The following is a 21785-nucleotide window of genomic DNA, read 5'->3' on the forward strand; positions in this document are numbered from 1 at the left end:
ATTAAATAGCAGTATGTCTTCCTAACTTGGTAGTAATGACCCTACCATTGTCCATTACCACCCTCATCGGGCAACCAATATTGTTTACCCCAGGTATGCCCGAATCGTTTTCCAGCTACTATTTAAAAGGAGCTACACCATACTATGCATATAGTGAAGCTTTTGGTTATCTTATTTGTCAGCAAATATCAACCCGTAATTATGTAGGCTGGCTCACACACTTCATTCTGTCTAAAGCGATAGACTTGAAGATATCATCCAATGTTGAGGATCTGTTAATGCACTATACTATTAAAGGAAATTTATACTACGTATTCGATAATCAGGAAAGCTTGTCAAGTGACCATCATTTAAACCTGGTTGTCTCCCGTAGACTTAAGAATATAATACGGTTTAAAACTCCTGGTATTTATAGTGCATTACACATCCATGTTCCAATTGCCTCACTAAAAGAATTATCAGAAAGCTTTCCTGTTATAAACATATTCCTTGAAAAAGCAGAAAATGGTCATACAGTCACGTTACTTGATCATAATATGGTGGCTCATGGAAGGTTAAGAAACATAGTAGAAGATATTTGCGAGAGAAAACTACCGAATGTAGCCGGAGAAAAATACCGGGAACAAAAAATAGCTGAATTAATCATTGAATCTTTAGATATGCTTACACGATACCTTACAGATACAAATGGCCTAAGTGCGACTGATCATGAACGGGGTGAAAAAACAGAAGTGCATCTCCTGAATCATCTCCATCAACCATCGCCACCTACCTTGCGCCAACTTGCGAGATTTGCAGGTACTAATGAAAAGAAACTTGAGGATATCTTCAAGCTTCGACATGGTGTAACGGTGTATGATTTTTTTCAAAATGCCAGGATGAGTATAATTTATAGGAAGCTTACCGAATCTAATATTCCGCTACAAGATCTGGCAGATGAATTTGGATATACCGACTATTCCAGTTTTTCTTATGCTGTTAAGAAAAGGTTTTCCTTAAGCCCCAGAGAATTAAGGAAGCGAAACCTTGTGTAACTTCTTAACAATTTCGATAACTCTATATTTTAAAATCTCTGCCCTAATTAAAACATAAGCAATTTCAAATATCTTTAATAGAGAATAATTATCTGAAATTAATTCTCTATTAAATACTTAAGAACATTTAATGGTATATTGAGGAAAAACTAAACGCCCCGGCTCTCTATCCGGGGCACTTTTAAATATAAACTATAAATAAATATCCTAAATCAAATTATCAGCCTCCATATCTTTCTCATTTTCATTAATGGTAGATTCTTTGTCTTTTTCTTTAATAAGATACCCTATAAGAACGATTACAAACGTCAATGTAAAAATAAATGGGAAAACCTGGTATCTTAATACGATGGGAGAAGCAATGACGCTAAATGTTAAGTTAGCTCCCCAGACTAAAAAGAGCAGTATCAAAATCTTCTTTGAAGTACTATTTATGTGACTGAAAACATTTAAAAATAAACACCCCAGAAAACACGAGATAAAAAGAACATTAATTATAGCCAGAGATGTCGGGAATATGCTGGTAACCGAAATCAATTTATCTTTCGAATAACCATGTACTTTGTTTGTTTTATATTTAAACCAATCGACTGCACCAGAACTAATAGTATCATCTCCCATATTGTATTTAGCAAGAAATTCTTGTGAAGGTGTATAATAATTGATAAAATTGGGTAGAAGATAATATCTCGCAAATTCAATTGGATATTGCCTGATAAGCCATGATCCATATTCATTATACAAGGGGGCCAGTTGTGCCCATTTTTTTATGTACGGTGTAGTTGAGTCTCCAATAGAATATTTAACGAGATAACTCTTCATTGGAGCATTAGCATCCCATAAATAATAAGGACCAAGGATTTTATCCGGCCTGATAAATTGATTAACGTTGTTTAGTGAATCCATATGATGAAGAGTCAATGCATGTAATTTCGCTAAAGATGGGGGCACCTTTTTAGGAGTATTGGGTGCCACATGAGAATACATATACATAGCATTACTTGCCAACTGCCAACCACCAAATGGCGAAAACTGAGCTGTATCATATTTCTTCTTATAAAGCGATGTAGTATATCCTATAAAAACCAATACAGGTAAGCATACAATAGCTAATCTGAGTAATTTTATCCTGGGGCGAACTTTGGATAGCAATATAACAGAGAAACTAAATATCGGATAATAAAGTGCATTATATCTGACTGAGAATACAAAAAACAAAACTAATCCATGAACGATAAGAAGATCAATAGTAGGACTATAAATTATCAATAATAAGGTTGTCAACCAAATAAGGCTAAGTGCTGCAAATAAGGCATCGCTACTAACAAAATCGCTGACATATAACCAAAGTGGATTTAATACCATCAAACCAAACATTATCCTTATTAGCCATCTCCCTGGGTTTACAATAAAACAAATAGTCAAAATAAAAAACAAAATACTCCCCTGCAAGAGGACATATTGAACAAAAAACAGGCCCATTCCGGTGTAATTAAAAACACTTACGAAACGTAAAAATTTAGAATACCCAATAGGCCAAATACTTATATCTAAATTGTAAAATGCAGCTTCAATGTAAGTATATGAATCAGGCAAAAAGTTAGGGAAAGGGTACATATTTTTGAAAATGAAATATTGTACCATTATTACAACTAGTGATAAAATTAATATTATCCGGATTTCTATGTCTTGTTTAATATAGGCCCTAAAAGAATGAGGTAGCATATGTTTTTCAAAAAACATTGTATGGGGGTTTAATTTTATAAAACTATTAAGCTCAGCCTCTAAATATTTAATGGAGTGCTTTGTGACTTTTTATTATTAATTATTCTACCTAAAAAGATGATAGCAAATGAAAATTCAATTACAGTGATAAAAATCTGGTAGCGCAGTACAACTGCTGCTGCTATAATATTAAATCCAAAGTCAAATATCCATAATACTCCTATTATAAAAATACTTTTCCGAAGCTGACCGCCAATACCACTAAAACCAGTCATCACCATTAAAGAAATATAGGTCAACGAAAACATCATATGAATAATTATATTGAGTATAGGATAATTCATAAAAATCGTATTTCTAAAATTTATTGCTGAGTACTTTGCTGATATCGATTTCAGATTAAACCATTTTCTGGTAGCTAGCCCTAAACTATCCATACGAATCGTAAAGGGATTGTAACTATCAGTATAAACTTCCGGAGGAGAAATAAAATATCGCTGAATGTTGGGCCATATAAAATATTCTGAAAATGCTATTGGATTTTTAATAACTAATCTGGAACCATATTCCTGATAAAGAGGCCCTAATTTTGAGAATGTTTGTATGTCCAAAGGCGAACCTACATAGCCAAAGACTGAATCGCGGTAGGTCAATAAAGGTGAAGGATAGATATACATATAATAACTACCGCTGGTAGGGTCAGGAGTAAACAAATCTACGGAATCAATTTTTTCATCAAAATACCGTTTAACATGTGCTTCTAAGGGTAAGAATTTCGGAGGAAGCACATCTTCCTTTTTCTTGTATACATGCTTATACATATACAAAGCGTCATTTGCTAACTTCCAACCTCCAAAAGACGAAAATTGGTTTACTCCAAAAGTGGATTTATTTTTATGAATAGTAAAAAATATAAAAGCTCCTATAAAAAAAAATTGAAGAAATATACCAATCAATTTATAGAGATAATCCTTCTTAATCAATAAAAAAGAAATTGTTCCTACCATTGGATAATACAAAGCATTATATCTCACCATAAACACCATCAATATTAGTACAGCATGAGTTATTATCATCCAATATCGTGGATAGTTAACGATCCAAATAATGTTAGAAATCCATAAAATGCTTAAAGTGGTAAAAAGCGCATCAGATAATATTAAATTACTTGTATATATGTAAATAGGGTTAAAAAACAGAAAAATAAAAAGTATGAATGATATCCATTTAGGGAGATTAAATAAATATTTTAAACTAAAAAAGAAAATTAACAGAGAAGTGTTTAAAAGAAAATATTGAACTGTTACAAATAAATTTGGCGAGTGGGAAAATCTTCCAATAAAACTTACAAACCAGGAATAACCAATTGGCCAGGCATTTACAAGAGCATTCGAGGCTGTGGCATTCAAATAATAGTATGAATCAAATATTACATTAGGAAAAGGATAATATTTTTTAAAAACCCACCATAACAATACTGTTATTGAATAAGCTAATCCTAAATAAATCAGATTTTCTTTATCATAAAAAATCTTTCTTTCAAATTCAATTTGTGTCAATTTCTGATACCTAAAAATTGTCATTGAATCTTAATTTGGGGTCAATAATAGAATGTAAAATTTAATATCAACCATCTCAAAATACTTAGTAGATGTGGAATACTTCATTGCGGAGGAATTTAAGTTTAAAACTTACTCCTCATCTCCAAACATAATTACTATTAGGGCAATTAAATTTGTTTTATTTCAACTACTATAACCCCATTTTAATAATATGAAAGTTAAGTCTCTATCTTTGGTTTTCCTTTTATTTATATACTCATGTTCAACACAGGATCCTATAAAAACAGGAAAAGAAGGGAAGGCCATGCCTAGTTTTACATATCAGGTTGCTAAAGATGAGTACCACAATACCTCTGAAATTCCTTCAGGTTCAAAGGTAGTATTTGTATATTTCCGTACACATTGTCCCTATTGTCAGGCAGAAACTGAGGATATTTTAGGTAATATCAACCATATGGATGAGTATAAATTTTACTTTATTTCTGCTGATACACTCCCATCAATAGAACATTTTATCGATCAACATAGATTAAATGATTATGCTAATGTAAGAGTGGGCCGTGACACTGCACATTTCTTTAGCAAATACTTTAATACGATCGGTGCTCCATATACAGCCATTTATAATAAGAATAAAATTTTGAAAGCAGTATTTATGGGGAAAATAGGAAGTAGAGAAATACAGAAGTACTAGAATTACTTCTGTTATACCAAAATAACATTATTATACTATAATGAATATTATTCCCAATTTATCATTAAAAAAAAGAAAAGAAAGAATCGGATCTTCTGATATTAAATATTCCATATTTGCAATTGGAATAAGTGCATTTTTATGGATATTATATAAATATTATTATCCTTATCCAAATCTTACCTTTGATTCCTATCACTATTTGATGAATATGCATTTGAATACAAATGCAGCGGGATGGCCAGTGGGCTATTCGAAATTTATCAAAATAATTGGTTCCCATTCATATGCAGCCAATCTGTTGACAGGAATCCAATATTTCACTATCCAACTTGGTTTCCTGTTTCTCTTCATTACTTTTAGATTATTCTTTTCTCCGAGGAAATGGAGCTCGTTAATAATCTTTATATTCCTATTTATTAATCCAATCACTATATTTTGCAGTAATCATATCTTATCAGATTCTTTATATTTAGGGATTAGTGCTATCTGGATAACTCAAATACTATGGATTATATTCCGATTTGAACCTTACATGGTTATTACTCAGGCTATTTTACTTTTGATCTTATTTGACCTAAGATATAATTCTTTATATTTTCCAATTATTACTGTTTTTGCATTTGGTGTTTCAAGGATAAAAACTTTATGGAAATTCGTAGGAATAATACTATCCATCTTTATTCTTGGAACTTTTATTCAATACACCAGTAATGAAATGAAGAAAATTTCAGGAGTCAACCAATATGCTTACTCAAATGGCTGGAAACAGGCTAGCAATGGTCTCTACATTTATGAACATTATTACAAAAAAGAAAAAACGCCATTAAATGGTCAATTCACAGAACTTGATAGCTTAGTACGTGATTATTTCAACAAACCACATCAGAAGGTTAGTTTATTTTACCCGGATCAGGAAATTACATTAGGTAGTTTTTATATGGCTGTAGGAGGAACTCCTCTATACAGCTATATGCAATTAAAATCTGGCTTTAAAGACTGGAGCCTGGATTTTCATCGTACCGCTCCTTATGGACCATTATATCGCTCTTACGGTAATTACTTAATTCTACATCATCTTACTGGTTATCTAAAATATGTAGTATTCCCAAACTCTCTATCATATTTTACACCATATCCGGAAATATTCAACAAAAACCCAGAAGCATTTTCTTTATGGATGGACAATATATACGGTAAAGTAGCCCGCGACTGGTATAAATTGACTACGCTAAAAGTGACAGAAAGTTATATACATTTCAGAGAAATTATCCTTAGTCCTTATCCATCAATTTATACAGCCATTCATCTAATATTCATCTTAACCTTTATTTTGTTCATCTATTTACATGGCTTCAATCTAATGAATAGAATACAAATCTATGGAATAATGATCATGGCTATGATGTGTCTAGGTAATTATATTTTCACGGTATTATCAACAACAAGTGTATTACGATACCAACCATCAATAATAGCTATCGAATTTACATTGGCAGTATATTTTATTGAGGAAATTCTAAGATCTGAAAAGAAAAGAGCATAATTATAAAAATGCAATTATCAAATAACAAATCACTTCAAAACAGAACTTACATTACCTATAGCATAATTGCAGTAATGCTTAGTGCTATTATTTGGTCTTTATTTAAAATCTATTATCCGTATCCCAATTTAACCTTTGATTCTTACTATTACATTGAAGCCGCTATTTCAAATTCTGATGTTAGTACCTGGCCTGTAGGCTACTCAAAATTTATTCGCCTAATAGGTTCTTTCACTCATTCTGGAAATGCTTTAGTAACAGTTCAATATTTTATATTGCAATTTTCACTCCTTTTTCTTTTTCTTTCAATTAGAATAATTTTTGTTTTGAAAAAATGGATCTATGTTATCATTTTTATTTTTATTTTTATTAATCCTTTATTCTTATTTGGCAGCAATCATATAATGTCGGATACATTATTTACTGCTCTTAGCATGCTATGGGTAGGGCAACTAATTTGGCTCATTTATAATCCTAAACCATACATGATACTTACACATGCTATCCTTTTAGTAATGATTTTTACTATAAGATATTCAGCAATATATTATCCGGTTATTTCAATTTGCATTTTCATGCTAAGCGACCAACCCTTAAAATGGAAAATATTAGGAATTTTTTTAATGATATTATTTATTGAAGGCTTTATTCAATATACTAATCACAAAATGGAATTAGTTACAGGCTCACGGCAGTTTTCCTATACTGGAGGTTGGAAGCAAGCTAATAATGCATTGTATATGTATGAACATACTTTCAAACAAAACAAGGGGTCTATACCATCTCGATTCAAAGTAATAGATAGTATAACTCAAAGATATTTTAGCGAGCCGCATGCACAAGTGGATTTATTAGAACATTTAGATGTTACCCAAGGAACGTGGTATACATCTTTTTCCCCTTCTCCATTAAGACAATATATGAAAGTAAGTAAAGGAATAGCTCCAGCGACATCCGATTTCAAAAAGCTAGCTTATTTTGGCCCATTCTACAAAGATTATGGCAATTACCTTATTAAAAAATATCCATTAGAATTTGTAAAGTATGTAGTCGCACCCAATATATTTACGTATTACTTTCCTATTTTAGAAATTTATGATACTGATAATCTTGCTTTTTCATTAATGAATACTGATTTCAGCTTAAAAACACAACAATGGTTTAACCTCACCACTATATCTGTTCCAGAAAGCCTTATTCATTTAAGAGCAGTAATATTAGCTCCTTATGGATTAATATTTACAGTTGTTCATATCTGTTTCCTTTTTACTTTTATAGCATTTTTGTTTATAGGGGGCTATAAAGATACAATAAGAATCTATGCGATTACTATTTCCATGTTAGCCACTATTTGTATACTAAATTTTCTTTTCATTATATTAATTGCACCAAGTGTATTAAGATTTCAATTAACCGTTTTCATACTTGAATCTATCAATATTTTATTGATTCTAAACGTACTTATCTCTCAGGAGAACATTAAAAAAACTAGTTAAATACAAAAGAAAGTATTTTTACACATAAACTAGCTTAAACAATAATTACCCCCTTTTTCAGAAATATTATTCATTATGCCTCTAATCGCATTTGGAATAATTCTCTGTCAGTAATACAAATTATATGAAAAGATGTTATAAAAAACATCTTAATGCAATAATCTTCTCAAACAGAATAATTAATTACAGACAAATTACTTTACCTGTATTTAATTATGACCTTATTTATCAGTAATGTTTAATTGCATTCTATCTACTCATTTAATGAATAAATCAAAATGAATTGTATCAAATCTATAGATATATATTGAAAAATAATACAAATTAAAGCAACCTTTAAACTAAATTAAATTTTATGAAAAATTTCATTTTAATGTCCTTGATCTTAATTGTATTTGTCAACCTCAACTACGGACAAGGCCTTTCAAAACCTTTATTGGATACGAGCGATTTGAAAAGCTTTCCAACTTTTATTAATTCATATTACGAAATCTCAGATAATGCAAATTATATTTATTATGATCAGGCCGCCCCAATTATTCAGTATAGTATTTCCTCCAAAATAGCAATTGTTAAGGCAATCAATGAGAAATGGGAAAAAGAAATCAATATGGATGGAACCGCATCTTTTACGCCAGATAGCAGATATTTGATTTTTAGAACCTACACTGATAAACAGTTAGCTTGTTTAAAACTTGGAAGTAACGAAATAGATACATTCGGTGAAGTTAAAAATGATCAAATAATTAGCAGGAACGAAAACGAAGCAATAATCTCCTTTATCGAAAAAAAAAACAATAGTTTAGTTATATTGGATTTAAATAAAAAAAAAAAAACGTTTGAAAATTGCCTCTATTATAGAGTTGCCAATAACAGGCGAGCTATTGTACTTGTAACTCAGGAAAATAATTTAACCTATCTTTATAAATTTGATATTAATACGGAAAAAAAAACTTTAATCTGGAAAGGAAATGATAATATAGAGAATGTAATAGTAGACTTTAATGGTGACAAAATTGCTTTCAGTATAAATTCGTTGTTTTTCTTGTACGATACGAATAATGAAATAAAAATTACGCCTATAGAATTAGCCAATGAAAGAGAATTTACCGGTTTGACAAATCCTATTCTTAATCGTTTTAGCAATAATGGGAAATTGCTTTTTTTTTATATGAATCAATCCATTCCCCCTTTAAAATCCTCAAAAGCCCAAGTAAGTATTTCCAGTTATCTTGATGGAATATTTAATCTTAACCCTTCGTTAACCCGCCCCCATTACACCTGCTCTTATAATTTAATCACCAAAAAAAACAAAAGGATTGAACATGACAATGAAAGAATCAAAAAAATCTCAGAAGATGAGAACGCATTTTTTATTGAAAGCGCTGAAGGCCCTAGTGCCCAACTTTATTGGAATAAGAAAAGTCGTCATAAGGACTATGTTTTATTTATTGATACTGAAGATACAGTTAGAATTCATACAGATAACGATAATAATAACATGTCCATATCCGGAAATTTTGTCACCGGATCTTACCAAGCCTGGACCGATATATTTTGCACCGATGTTAAAAAAAAAGTACTTTATAACTTAACATCTAAATTGCCAATTCCATTATATAATGACTTTATGGAAACACTAGAAACCCTAAAAGGTCGTGGGCTCTCTTTTAATACATATGTGACGCCCGATTCAAATGTGATAATCTCCGATTATTATGATTTATGGTTGTTAGACTGTAGAAATGAATTTAGTGCTATCAATCTCACCAACAGCTTTGGAAGAAGTCATAACATTACTTTTCATATGATTCCAGATGATGGAAAATACAAAAGAAATAAAGAAGTGATTTTATCCGCCTATAATGAAAAAAACAAGCAAACTGGATTTTATAAAATCAAACTTGGTATAAATAAAGATCCGGAATTATTATCCATGGGAAATTATACTTATGATGAAATAAAGAAAGCAAAGAATTCAAATACTTGGATTGTAAAACGAATGAGTCCTACAGATGCCCCTAATTATTTTTGGACTACTAATTTTAAATCTTTTCAACCTTTGTCAAATGTACATCCGGAGAAAAAGTTTAATTGGTTTACAACAGAACTAATCAAATACACCACTAAAACCGGAGAAATCTACGATGCCATTCTCTATAAACCTGGAAATTTCGACTCCACTAAAAAGTATCCTGTTCTATTTAATTTCTATGAACAAGAGAGTTTCAAGCTTAATTACTTTCTACTTCCAGGTTATACGAGTATATTCTATTTTAATATCCCCATTATGTTAAGTCGGGGTTATTTGGTTTGTGTTCCAGATATTCACTTCAAACTAGGAGAAACAGCAAATAGTATTGTAAATTGCGTCGAAGGAGCCGCTGATTATTTATCTCATTTACCATATGTAGACAGTGCTCACTATGGTGCAAGTGGCGGTAGTTTTGGTGGGTATGGAGTAAATTGTCTAGCAGCATTAAGTCACAAGTTTTCAGCAATTGTTTCCATTTCTGGAATGAGTGATCTTGTAAGTGCTTATGGAAATATACCAGGAATAAGAGAGGAAATTTACGAATATGGGCAAGTTAGAATGGGAGTTAGTTTGGCAAAAGATCCTGAAAGATATCTACGCAACTCACCAATAAATTATGTCAAAAACGTAACTACTCCTTTATTGATTGTAATTAGTAAACTAGATGGAAATGTAAATATTCAACAAGGAATAGAATTTTTCATTTCCTTAAGAAGAATGGGTAAGAAAGCTTGGTTACTTCAATATCTAAGTGATTCAGTATCTCATGGTGTCTTTGATAAAAATGATCAAAGAGATTTATATGGCCGAATGAATCAATTCTTTGATTATTATTTAAAGGGAAGCCCCATACCTAAATGGATGACAGAGGGAACTTCTATGATACTAACTCATCAGCGATCTTCAACAGAATACGATCTTACAACTCGGAATCCGCCTAGTGGACTTCCTATTGATTCAATTTAAAGAAGTCGATCAAATATTTAGCCAATAAAATTTATAATTTCCATTTATTGTATAAAAAATTTCATTAAATAGGGAAATCAAGTCTATATAAATATAGACTTGATTTCCCTATTTAATGAAATTATGAATTGCCCCATGAGGCCACATCATTCACTTTATCTAGTGAGGTTCAAAAAAAATGTCATGATGAGGTTAAAGAAAAATCTCTACCTTAAATGCAATATGAAAAAAATTTCACTGAGAGCTAGATTATTTCTATCTTGAAGAACAGTGATCACGTATAATCATTAGGAATCTAGCTGAGGGAAACAATGTTAACAAAGCACCATTAACAACCAGAAAGTAAAGTATGACGGCATTTGAGCTGACGAATTGAAGTGAATAAATTGGAAATACCAGACTAAAGCATATCGTAGTCAATTTGAATCTTGGGAATGACTACCACAGGTATGTCTTAAAAAAGTTAGATGGCCTGATGATAATTACCAGAGATGAATTATTGTTGCAGGAGAAAGGACGTAAAGTCTGTAATCTGGTAGATATTATATTCCTTATTTCGTTGTAAACGGAATAATAACAAGAAGTATCTGTAAGCTTACCTATATTTTGATCCAGGTAGAATAAGAGTTTTTTAAAAAAAATTTCAACATTTATATTCCGAACTCCAAAGGAGGAACAAATCCCAGTGCCTGATGAGGTCTGGATGTATTATTATCGTACCTCCTATTCCTCAGCCATCATTCGGACTTCAGCTAGTGTGAAAAAATGATAAGCATCCAACAACTCCCTGCTTAGTGAGGTATTATTGCGCTCGATAAAGGTATTTTGAACGTAAGCATACGACGCGGAGCATCCCCCAATGCAACTGATTAGCTTCTAACTTTGCGTTCGTAAGAATAGCAAATATGAAACGAAAAAAATCTTCCGTAACCGGTCATCATTTCAGTGAACAAGAGATCATCTCAGCTCTTGAACAGTTCACTCAGGCTGGTAATATAAGTGTGAAGGAGTTTACCGCTGCCTTTCAGATATCGGCAGGTACTTTTTATAATTGGCGCAAACGCTATGGGAATCAACTTGTAGAAACAAATGCTCCCGTAGGGTTTATTGATGTAGACCTCTCTCCGGTCCAACAAGAGCCTGTGTCGGGAACTATCTTTGCAGAATATCGCGGTATTGTTTTTTATCAGCGCGTTGAACCTTCATATCTAAAAGCCCTGTTGTAATATGTTATCACTAACTGGTTATCGCCTAGTATTATGGAACAGCAACACAGATATGCGCTTAAGTTTTAACGGCCTGTCTGGTATTGTTGTAAATGAGATGAAAGAAGACCCTTTTCAGTATGGTACCCTCTATGCGTTTTTCAATCACCGTCGCACGCAGGTTAAGATTCTTGGCTGGGATGGAGACGGCTTCGGCATATTTTATAAAAGATTGTCAAGAGGTACTTTTGGTACACCTATATACAACATTGAAACTAAGATGATGGTGTTAGAAAAGAAGGATCTTTTACTAATATTGGAAGGAGTAGAAGTGAGATTCCGCAAACGTTATGAACGATCAGGCAGATATCATAAAAGCTGATAAATATTTTATCAGAATAAATCATAAATACTTGGGTATGAATGTCCGCGATATTACCTTTGCGACGAGTGAAACCTGAGATCATATACACATTGTCTGAAGCACTGGAACAAGTGAATGCGCTGCAACTGCAGAAAGCAGATTTATCTAATGCACTTACCCAGGAAAGACATGTGTTCAGTCGCATTATTCAGGAGCTCACAACAGAGAATACTGCGCTAAAAGAAGAAAAAGACCAGCAGAAACGTTGGTTATCTAATGAGCAGGAACGCGGGATTGATAAAGATAGGAGGATTGCATCTCTGGAGGAAACTATTGCAGAACTGCAGACCGCTCTTGCTGGCAAAACAGATGAGGCACAGCGTAAAGACTGGCAATTAAAAGAGCTGCAGGAGATGTTATTTGGCCAGCGTAGTGAAAAATTTATTCCTGACGCGGCAACTACACAGACAGCTATTCAGCAAACCCTGGGAGAAGAATTTGATAAAACCGAAGTCGAAGCTATTATTGAACAAACAATAGCTTCGACCATCACAGATACCCAAACAGGCACTACTTCCAAAACCAGCCGCAGAAAAAAGCGTCACAAAGCACATAAAGGAAGAAGACCCATCCCCACTCACCTGGAAACAGAAACCATTGTTTATGATCTTCCCGGAGACAAAACAGGCATGAAGCCTATGGGGAAGAAGGTCTCTGTTTATTACGAAATTATTCCCGGAAAACTAATCAGAAAAGAAGAACATCACCTTCAATATAAATCAGCAGATGGAAAGATCCACTGCACTCCTGTCCAGCCACGGATGATAGAAAGGGGAATTGTAGGCAACAAATTACTTGCCCATCTGCACAGTGAGCGTTTTGTTTACTATATGCCATACTATCGCCAGCAGCAGCGGTTTGAGCGCCTGACAGGCGTTAGTTTTGCAGCATCAACAATCGACCACTGGGAGGAAGTTTGTTATAAAAAGCTGAAGCGATTATTAAAATTATTGAAGAAGACTGTACAGACGGCCAGTTACATTAAGGCCGATGAGACTACCCTAAAATACCTTCACGACGAAGGTCAGGGCAAAGCCGCCAATGGTTGGATGTGGGTGTTTCATGCACCGGAACACAAGCTTGTGCTCTTTGAATTTCATCCTGGCAGAGCTCATGATGTACCAAAAGAAATTCTGAAAGACTTTGCAGGCATATTACAAACAGATGCGCTATCGTCTTATACAGCTGCTTTTAAAGAGAACGACAAAGTTACGTTGATGAGCTGCCTGGCCCATATCCGCAGAGGCTTCAAAAAAGCTCAGCGACAAAATAAAATACTGGCAGACCAGGTGCTTGTATACTTTAATATCATTTACCGTATAGAAGCGTATGCTAAACGTAAACATTTTACTCCCGACCAACGACTGGCATTACGACAGAAATATAGTAAACCCTTTTTTGACAAGATCCGCAGCTGGTTGGATGAACACAAGGATAAACATGTACCTGATAGCCTGTTGGCTAAAGCTATTACTTATGCAAATAATCAGTGGGATAAGCTGAATATATTATTTTTAAACGGAAGAATAGACGTTGACAATAACTCGACTGAGAACGCGATCCGTCCAATTACATTATTTAGGAAAAACTCCCTTTTTGCTAGTAATGAACATGGTGGGGAAAGGGCTGCATTATTTTATTCTCTCGTAGAAACTTGTAAGCTGAATCGGATTGATCCATTCGAATACTTAAATGATGTGTATAATCGACTCCACGACTGCACAGCCAGTGAACTGACACAGTTACTACCTTCAAATTGGAAATCAGCAGCAGCAGGAAAAGCAGCTATTTAGGATGGCTAGAAATAATCAAAGAACTTAGTGATGGGTGATGTATGGTTGCAAATGTAGCATCTATAAATTACTTTGAAAAGACGCCCCAGATCGTATGCTTACTTTTGAACTGGTTTGCCTGATTGTATGAACTGTAAATGAATATCACTTTGCCGGCACCATTGCTGCAGCTGATCACTTACAAACCCAGGGCCATTATCAACTCCTATCTGTTGTGGTTTGCCACGCATTTCAACTATCCTCTCAAGCACTCTTATCACCCGGAGATTGGGTAATGAGGTATCTATTTCAATCAACAACGATTCCCTATTGCGGAATGAAGAACGAGGCACGCCTACCAGTTTACAAGCCTGACATTAACTCACTTTCTCACGCACCAATAATTCAATTACTTGTTGTTTGTCGTAAGTCTGCCGAGCTTTTTTTCCAGCACATTTTTGACAGCATCATTTTCAAGGGCTAGATTGGCTACAATGCTCTTAAGCCTAGCATTCTCTTCTTCAAGTTCTTTCATCTGCTTCAACTCATTAGCTTCCATATCACCATACTTGGCCTTCCAGTTATAAATGCATCCTTCGCTAACACCGTTTTCCCTAGCCAGATCCTTAATGGAGATGCATGATTCCTGTTTCTTCAGGATGGAGATAATTGGGTTCTCAGTGAATCGTACTTTTTTTCATAATTGTATTTAAGTTAGAGATTTTTCTCTAACCACACTAGGCCATTTTTGGGGAACCTTACACATGAAATATATGCATGATATCTTTGTTAATGGAAGATGTTTCTTGCCGTTGATAATTTTAGGCACGAATCGTTGGGGATTGAACGAGATACTTCTTTACTAAGTCTAAAAGTCATAGGAATATTCTTTAAAAATTTCAGAAAATTAATACTTTTCTTGATTTCCTAACCACAAATTAGGATCTCTTTTTTAAATTAATATAGTTTAATTCTACTAGATGACATGACAAATTTAGACAATTTAGTACATAGATTACGTAAAGAGAAAGGCTTAAGTGAAAACGTTTTCCAATATTATCAAAATAGAAAATTGATTATTATTTCGATTATAGTTATAATAATTCAAATTATTCTATACAAATTATTATATCCTTATGCAAGTTTTATTTTTGGCGACTCATATTGTTATATTGATGAAGCATTTAGAAATGTACAAATTGATACTTATCCAATAGGTTATCCTATGTTCCTAAGAGCATTTAGCGCTATAACAATTTCAGACACCGCACTCGTAGTGTTTCAATATTTATTATTGCAAGTAAGTGCGTTATCATTGATATTTACCATCTTCTATTTTTACAATACTCAACTTATAACTAAATATACATTAGTATTAATTACAGTATTAAATCCATTATTTTTGCATTTAGCAAATACAATTTCAAGCGACAACTTTTTCTTCTCTATGAGCTTAATATGGTTCACGTTACTAATATGGTTGGCAATAAAACCGACATCTAAAATAGTAATATTCCATGCAATTGCTCTATTTATTGCATTTACTGTTCGGTATAATGCAATGTTTTACCCTTTCATATCATTATTTAGCGTATTTCTCACCAGATATCAATGGAAACTAAAAACGATAAGTTTGCTATTAAGCTTATTATTAATTGGGGCATTCATAAAATTTAATAAAGATAAATATTATGAATTATGCGGTATTCGGCAATTTACCCCATTTGCAGGATGGCTAATGGCCAATAATGCGTTGTATGCCTATAGATATATTCCTGATTCAATTCATAAAAGAGTTCCGCAACGGTTTATGAAATTAGATAATGCTGTTAGAACATATTTTGATTCCACAAGAAATAATCCAAGACACCCTGAGGAAAAAATAGAAGCTTATCATGATTATATGTGGAAAGATTCCAGTCCTTTGTCAATTTATTGGAGAAATGAATATCTCAATAAAAACAGAGGTAATGAACAAAAATCTTGGGCTCTGGCCGGGGCCTTATTTAACGATTATGGAAAATGGATAATTAAACATTATCCGATAACATTCATCCAACATGTAATAATTCCCAATTCTAAAAAATGGTTCACGCCACCGATTGAATTTTTGGAATACTACAATTCTGGATTAAAAGAAGTTCCTGAGTATATTCAAAAATGGTTTCATTATGACACCAATATGCTTAACACTAACATTGAAAATCCTGAAATATTAGAATCCATTTATAGGCTATATCCCATGCTAGCTGGAATTATGAATTTATTATTCTTATCTAGTATAATTGTTTTGTTCTATTTACAAAAAATCAATCTAAATTCTATTATTATAAAAATAATAATAATTACAATTTTCTTATTGATATCAAATTATCTTTTTAGCGTTTTCGCTTCTCCCATTGCTTTAAGACATCAAATGTTTCCAATTCAAATAACAATTATATTTTCGTTCATAATGATTGATATAATTACAGATAATAGACCTAATACTAAGTCTGACATCAAATAATATTATCTTTTATTTGACAAATTTTTATTATCATATAAATTACTATTCCATTAAATGAGCCAACAACTAGAGGGTCATGATCTAATTGAATTTCTGACACAGTCAGAGCAGGAAAATCATACTAATGAAAAAACGACTTACTATCTGAAACTAGCTAAGTTCCGCCTACCAGCAACCATTGAGCAAATAAATTGAAATCCTGGTCAAATTTTAACCAGGCATCAGCTGGCAACCGGCCTATGACAAGTACTTGGATCAGGGCGAAAATATCCTGATCACTGGAGCTACAGGATGTGGAAAGAGCCATTTATCTGTATGCTTACGGGTAGTTGAAAAATGAAAACGAGTAAGTTCTCTAACTTCCATGATCAATAATAGATCACAATGAGAACTAAAAAATCATAAGTAATAAGGAGTACATGTTTTCTCTCATCACTGAGTGTAAGCTTACCTATATTTTTATCCAGCTGGGGTTAGAGTTTTGAATAATTTTTCTTTGTTGTTATTTACAGAAGAATTCCAGCGGAGGAACAAATCCAAGCGCCTGATGAGGTCTGGATCTATTATAATCATCTTTCCACTCTTCTGCCATTAGCCGTATTTCTGCTAGTGTGAAAAAATGATATGCATCCAGTAGCTCTCTTCTTAGTGAGCCATTATTACGTTCAATAAAGGCATTTTGAACTGGTTTTCCTGGCTGTATAAACTGTAACTGAATATTTCTTTCACGACACCACTGCTGAAACTGATCGCTGATGAACTCTGGGCCATTGTTCACTCTTATCTTTTGTGGCTTACCTCGCATTTCAACTATCTTTTCCAGTACCCGGATAACTCTGAGGCTTGGTAATGATGTATCTATTTCAATCCACAACGACTCCCGGTTATAATCATCAATAACATTCAACAATCGAAAACCTCTTCCATCAACCAGGCTATCGGTCATAAAATCCATGCTCCAGTCATATGCTTTACAGGAGATTGCAAAACTGTATGGGATTGAACAAGCGTGCCAGAAAGAACCGCTGAATGAAGAACAAATAAAAGATCGCCGTAATAATGAAAGTCTTCCTATACTGAAAGCATTAGGTGACTGGATGAAAAAAGAGTACCAGCAACTCAGACCGAAATCCCTTATTACACAGACGTTGCTTATAGTATAAAGAGATGGGAGAAATTAAGTCTTTATGCCCATATAGGCAATCTTATGCCCGATAATAATGCGATTGAGAGGTGCATGAGGAATGTGGCTGTAGGCCGAAAAAACTATCTTTTCTGTGGTTCTCACGATGCCCCACAAAGAGCAGTATTACGTTACTCCTTATTAGTCATCTGCAAACTGGACAATGTTAATCCATATAACTGGCTGAAGGATGTTCTAAGCAGGGATATTTATGAAATGCCTATCAATCAGATCAAAACCTTGCTACCATATAACTGGAAAGGCCAATAATGTCAGCAAACAGAAGGCCTTATATGTATAATCTCAGCATTGTGAATCTTCGTCAATTTTGGTAGTTGATAGTGTTATGTTATGTTCTGATAAATAGTGTATATGTTCAATAAATTGAATGGTGGTACCGAATTTTATTTTTGATTGTAATCCATATGATTTAGAAATTCTTGATTTAAAAAAGAAAGAGGCTGCGTAATAGTATTCATGAAAACTAGACAGAATGAGCATTTCTGCTAACTCTGTGGTACACGAACGGCGAAATTACACAGCTATTACTATCGATTATTTAAAGATTTACCAGTATTTGACAATAAGACGCTAATAAAATTAAAATGCAAAAATCTTTACTGCGGAAATCAATCTTGCAAACGAAAGATCTTTGTTGAATGCTTTAATGATACCTTTGACAGGTATCGTAGAACTATAATCAAGTTACATCAAAAACTTTTAAAGATTGCGCTGTTAATCGGTGTCAATATGGGAAACAAATTATCTCAAACGTTTAATATTCCAACCAGTAATTCAACTTTTATTAGACTAATTCATAGGCAGGAATTGTATCAAAGGTTTAATGTAATTGAAGTCGGTATTGATGATTGGGCATTTAAAAAAGGATACAATTATGTTATTGCTATTGTTGATCTGGTGGAAAGGAAGATCATTGATTTATTACCGGACCGAGAAGAAAAGACGGTAGAAAATTGGCTATGTGGGAGACCTAATATAAATATTGTAACTCGTGACCGCTTTTCACGTTATGCCAAAGGCGTTACAAATGGTGCAACTCAGGCTACTCAAATTGCTGATCGTTGGCATATAATTAAAAACATGGGCGAAGCGGTAACTAAGCTATTAGAAAGGATCCGACAAAGTATAAGACCAGAATTAACGTCAAAAAATATAAGCGATGAGGAATATATACAATCTGGAGATCAATCGTTAACTCAGTCTGTTTCTGGTTCTATATCAAAGCGCAATACTCAACTTGAGCAAATCAAGCAGCATTATAAGAATAAGGTACCTATTCAAACTATAGCAAAAATAGTAGGTGTCAGTAGAAATACTGTAAAGAAATATTTGTATTTAAATAAGCCTCCTCCAAAGATACCTGCAAGAAGTAATTTGACTGAATATGTGGATTACATTAAATCCAGGATAAGACAGGACTCCAACATTGAAATTCTTCAATTATGGAATGAAGTTAAAGAAAAAGGATATAATGGCAGTAGAACAGTATTTTATGAACATCTAAAAGGGTATAGTAAGGGTAAGCGTAATCCTATGATTTCTCCTACATCAATTCCTTATTGGTCCGCCCGAAAGGTGAGAATATTACTATACCGTAAGAAAAGACAATTGTCCACCTCCGAAAATGAATTGCTCAATAAATTAAAAACTCCATCAGAGGATATTCAATCTGCGGCATCCTTTGTAAGCAGATTTAAAAATTTATTAGAGAGAATAACGGAAGTGGGCTTCAGGATTGGTTGGATGATTTAACCAATAATAGTTTAAAAGAGCTTAAAAGTTTTGCGAAAGGATTATTACCAGACTTGACAGCAGTGGTTAATGCTATTTCTTTGACATGGAGTAATAGACAGGTTGAAGGACAAATCAATAAGCTTAAGACAATAAAACGCCAAATGTACGGGCGGGCTTTAATTTATTGCGAAAACGCTTAGTGCTTCAAATTGATTAACCACCAAAATTAACGAAGAACCTTAAGAATACACAACAGATTAGGTATCCCTATTCTAAACTTCCCACAAATGTATACAGGCGTCTCATTCTATTTATGAGACGCCTGTATGCATTAAGAATAACTTTTATTTAAACATTTTCTTAGTAACCAATATTCTGAACTAAATTATAATCTGCAACTAACTCAGACTTACTTAATGGCCAATATGCCCAATTTTCACTCCATGTTCCTCCTTTCTCAGAGGTTACAGATTGCATCACTTCATTAATTTTACCCATACGCCTCAAGTCAAACCATCTGTGGCCCCATTCAGTAAATAATTCAACCTGCCGTTCATGCAAAATTGCTTCAAGTAAACTATCTTTTGTCAAATTCATGAAATTGCTCAAACCTGCTCTTTTTCGAATTGTATTTAAATCAGATTTACCTTCCTCAAAACGATTTAACTGTACTCTTGCCTCTGCTCTTATCAGATATTGCTCTCCCAAACGAAATACTGTTTCATACTCCGAATTTTGACCTGGAGATGTCTGTGCTCCTGACTTGTACTTTTTAGCATAATAATATACATTGCCGCTTTTATCCATAACTGTATCGGTCCAATGAGTTTTTCTTTGATCACCCTCTTCAAAACTTTCCACTACATGATGGCTAAGATAAATTGGGTATTTAGAACTATTGGGACCTCCTGAAGGCAGAATAAATAAATTACCCTCACCTGTATTTCCTTGTGTATTAAATACATTTTGTAATTGCCATATACTTTCCTTGCTATTTATCAAGAAAACATTATCAAGTGAATCTAACTGAAATAATGATGATTCATTAATAACTTCTGTAGCTAATTGTTCTGATAACAAATAATCTTTATGATATAAATATACTCTTGAAAGTAACGCCTTTGCAGCCCATTTACTTGGTCTGACACGTTGATCGGTAGAAATACTTACATTTCCTGATCTGAAATCTTCGCTCAGGAGTTCTTCAGCATCAGACAAATCTGCAATCATTTGAGAATATATTTTATCAACATCTTGCCTGCCTAATATTTGATTAACTAAAGGATCAGTACTAATAACCAAAGGAACTTTACCATATAAATTAACTAGATAAAAATAACAAAAAGCGCGTACAAACTTAGCCTCACCTAATAATTGTTGTTGCGTTGATTTCGTTAATAATTGATTTGAGCTTAATCCTTCAATAGCTGAATTTGCAGCAAAAATAATAGAATAATTCAAGCTCCATACCCCCGTACTTATATCAGCGTTCAAAGAATTAGTATAAAAGGTGTTATATGTTGATAAAGATTTATTAAATAAAGTTAATTCATCTGCTAATAATCCTGCATATGCATATAATGTTGAGACGGAAACATCAGTCACTTGATTATATGTGCTAAAAATACCATAGATGTGAGTTAATGTTGCTGAGGCAGTAGCATCATTATTAAACACATTATCTTTATTAATATTTGTATATGGCGGATCAACCTCCACAAGTTTAGAGCAGGAAGACCATAACATTACAAGTGCTATAAACATTAATAAACGTAGCATTTTAAAAACTTTTGAAATTATTATGTTTAGTATGATATAATTAGCCATATTATCATGATTTTATTACTATAAACAAGCATACTACATTCCCTATTTTGAT

The 21785-nt window shown here is 33.2% G+C and carries 17 protein-coding genes and 2 pseudogenes; 13 read left to right on the top strand and 6 right to left on the bottom strand.

Annotation, left to right across the window (positions count from 1 at the left end):
* The first annotated feature begins 35 nt into the window (after window positions 1-35).
* Window positions 36-1034, top strand: a complete 999-nt coding sequence (locus U0033_RS16850) for a helix-turn-helix domain-containing protein (protein WP_083571920.1) — start codon at window positions 36-38, stop codon at window positions 1032-1034.
* Window positions 1035-1241: 207 nt separating this feature from the next.
* On the opposite strand, the gene U0033_RS16855 is transcribed toward U0033_RS16850, so the two are convergent.
* Together U0033_RS16855 and U0033_RS16860 are read right to left on the bottom strand one after the other, a co-directional pair.
* On the bottom strand, window positions 1242-2777 hold the full coding sequence (locus U0033_RS16855; protein ID WP_072366465.1) for a hypothetical protein: 1536 nt from the start codon (window positions 2775-2777) through the stop codon (window positions 1242-1244).
* A gap of 41 nt (window positions 2778-2818) precedes the next feature.
* Window positions 2819-4342, bottom strand: coding sequence for a hypothetical protein (locus tag U0033_RS16860; protein ID WP_072366466.1), 1524 nt, complete (start codon window positions 4340-4342; stop codon window positions 2819-2821).
* Window positions 4343-4532: 190 nt separating this feature from the next.
* Between U0033_RS16860 and U0033_RS16865 the strand changes: the two genes are divergently transcribed.
* The 7 genes from U0033_RS16865 to tnpC all read left to right on the top strand — a co-directional run bounded on the left by U0033_RS16865 (window position 4533) and on the right by tnpC (window position 14480).
* The gene (locus U0033_RS16865) at window positions 4533-5015 is read left to right on the top strand and encodes a peroxiredoxin family protein (RefSeq protein WP_072366467.1); all 483 of its coding nucleotides are present in this window, start codon (window positions 4533-4535) and stop codon (window positions 5013-5015) included.
* Window positions 5016-5055: 40 nt separating this feature from the next.
* Window positions 5056-6561, top strand: coding sequence for a hypothetical protein (locus U0033_RS16870; protein WP_072366469.1), 1506 nt, complete (start codon window positions 5056-5058; stop codon window positions 6559-6561).
* An 8-nt stretch (window positions 6562-6569) separates the two neighbouring features.
* Window positions 6570-8057: a hypothetical protein gene (locus U0033_RS16875; RefSeq protein WP_143150987.1), complete on the top strand. Its 1488-nt coding sequence runs from the start codon at window positions 6570-6572 to the stop codon at window positions 8055-8057.
* Window positions 8058-8412: 355 nt separating this feature from the next.
* Window positions 8413-11058, top strand: coding sequence for an alpha/beta hydrolase family protein (locus U0033_RS16880; RefSeq protein ID WP_072366473.1), 2646 nt, complete (start codon window positions 8413-8415; stop codon window positions 11056-11058).
* A gap of 905 nt (window positions 11059-11963) precedes the next feature.
* Window positions 11964-12284 (top strand): IS66 family insertion sequence element accessory protein TnpA, encoded by a 321-nt coding sequence (gene tnpA / locus U0033_RS16885; RefSeq protein WP_072366475.1) that lies wholly within the window; start codon window positions 11964-11966, stop codon window positions 12282-12284.
* 1 nt (window position 12285) lies between these two features.
* A complete protein-coding gene (gene tnpB, locus U0033_RS16890) occupies window positions 12286-12645 on the top strand; it encodes an IS66 family insertion sequence element accessory protein TnpB (protein WP_322518478.1) in 360 nt (119 codons plus the stop codon).
* A 41-nt stretch (window positions 12646-12686) separates the two neighbouring features.
* Window positions 12687-14480, top strand: coding sequence for an IS66 family transposase (gene tnpC / locus U0033_RS16895; protein ID WP_322518477.1), 1794 nt, complete (start codon window positions 12687-12689; stop codon window positions 14478-14480).
* 98 nt (window positions 14481-14578) lie between these two features.
* Here the strand turns inward: tnpC and U0033_RS33340 are convergent, their stop codons facing one another.
* Window positions 14579-14812 (bottom strand): integrase catalytic domain-containing protein, encoded by a 234-nt coding sequence (locus U0033_RS33340; RefSeq protein WP_177318779.1) that lies wholly within the window; start codon window positions 14810-14812, stop codon window positions 14579-14581.
* Window positions 14813-14868: 56 nt separating this feature from the next.
* Window positions 14869-15129 carry a transposase gene (locus U0033_RS16905; RefSeq protein WP_072366797.1) on the bottom strand — a complete coding sequence of 87 codons (261 nt, stop codon included), beginning with the start codon at window positions 15127-15129 and terminating at the stop codon, window positions 14869-14871.
* A 315-nt stretch (window positions 15130-15444) separates the two neighbouring features.
* Between U0033_RS16905 and U0033_RS16910 the strand changes: the two genes are divergently transcribed.
* Window positions 15445-16968 carry a hypothetical protein gene (locus tag U0033_RS16910; RefSeq protein ID WP_072366799.1) on the top strand — a complete coding sequence of 508 codons (1524 nt, stop codon included), beginning with the start codon at window positions 15445-15447 and terminating at the stop codon, window positions 16966-16968.
* Between the two features lie 502 nt (window positions 16969-17470).
* On the opposite strand, the gene U0033_RS16915 is transcribed toward U0033_RS16910, so the two are convergent.
* Entirely contained in the window at window positions 17471-17923 is a 453-nt protein-coding gene (locus U0033_RS16915; protein ID WP_322518475.1) for an integrase core domain-containing protein, read from the bottom strand.
* Between U0033_RS16915 and U0033_RS16920 the strand changes: the two are divergent.
* The 4 genes and pseudogenes from U0033_RS16920 to U0033_RS16935 form a co-directional block, all read left to right on the top strand.
* Window positions 17922-18202: pseudogene (locus U0033_RS16920) on the top strand (IS66 family transposase); the annotation flags it as partial. The gene U0033_RS16915 and the pseudogene U0033_RS16920 overlap by 2 nt on opposite strands.
* 3 nt (window positions 18203-18205) lie before the next feature.
* Window positions 18206-18421, top strand: a complete 216-nt coding sequence (locus U0033_RS16925; RefSeq protein WP_262487788.1) for a transposase domain-containing protein — start codon at window positions 18206-18208, stop codon at window positions 18419-18421.
* Window positions 18422-18724: 303 nt separating this feature from the next.
* A pseudogene (locus U0033_RS16930) lies at window positions 18725-19924 on the top strand (transposase); the annotation flags it as partial.
* Entirely contained in the window at window positions 19912-20106 is a 195-nt protein-coding gene (locus U0033_RS16935; protein ID WP_072366664.1) for an ISL3 family transposase, read from the top strand. The pseudogene U0033_RS16930 and the gene U0033_RS16935, both read left to right, overlap by 13 nt.
* Before the next feature lie 160 nt (window positions 20107-20266).
* Here the strand turns inward: U0033_RS16935 and U0033_RS16940 are convergent, their stop codons facing one another.
* Entirely contained in the window at window positions 20267-21733 is a 1467-nt protein-coding gene (locus U0033_RS16940; RefSeq protein ID WP_072366663.1) for a RagB/SusD family nutrient uptake outer membrane protein, read from the bottom strand.
* Window positions 21734-21785: the final 52 nt, after the last annotated feature.

Source organism: Chitinophaga sancti (assembly GCF_034424315.1).
GTDB classification, from domain to species: Bacteria; Bacteroidota; Bacteroidia; order Chitinophagales; family Chitinophagaceae; genus Chitinophaga; species Chitinophaga sancti.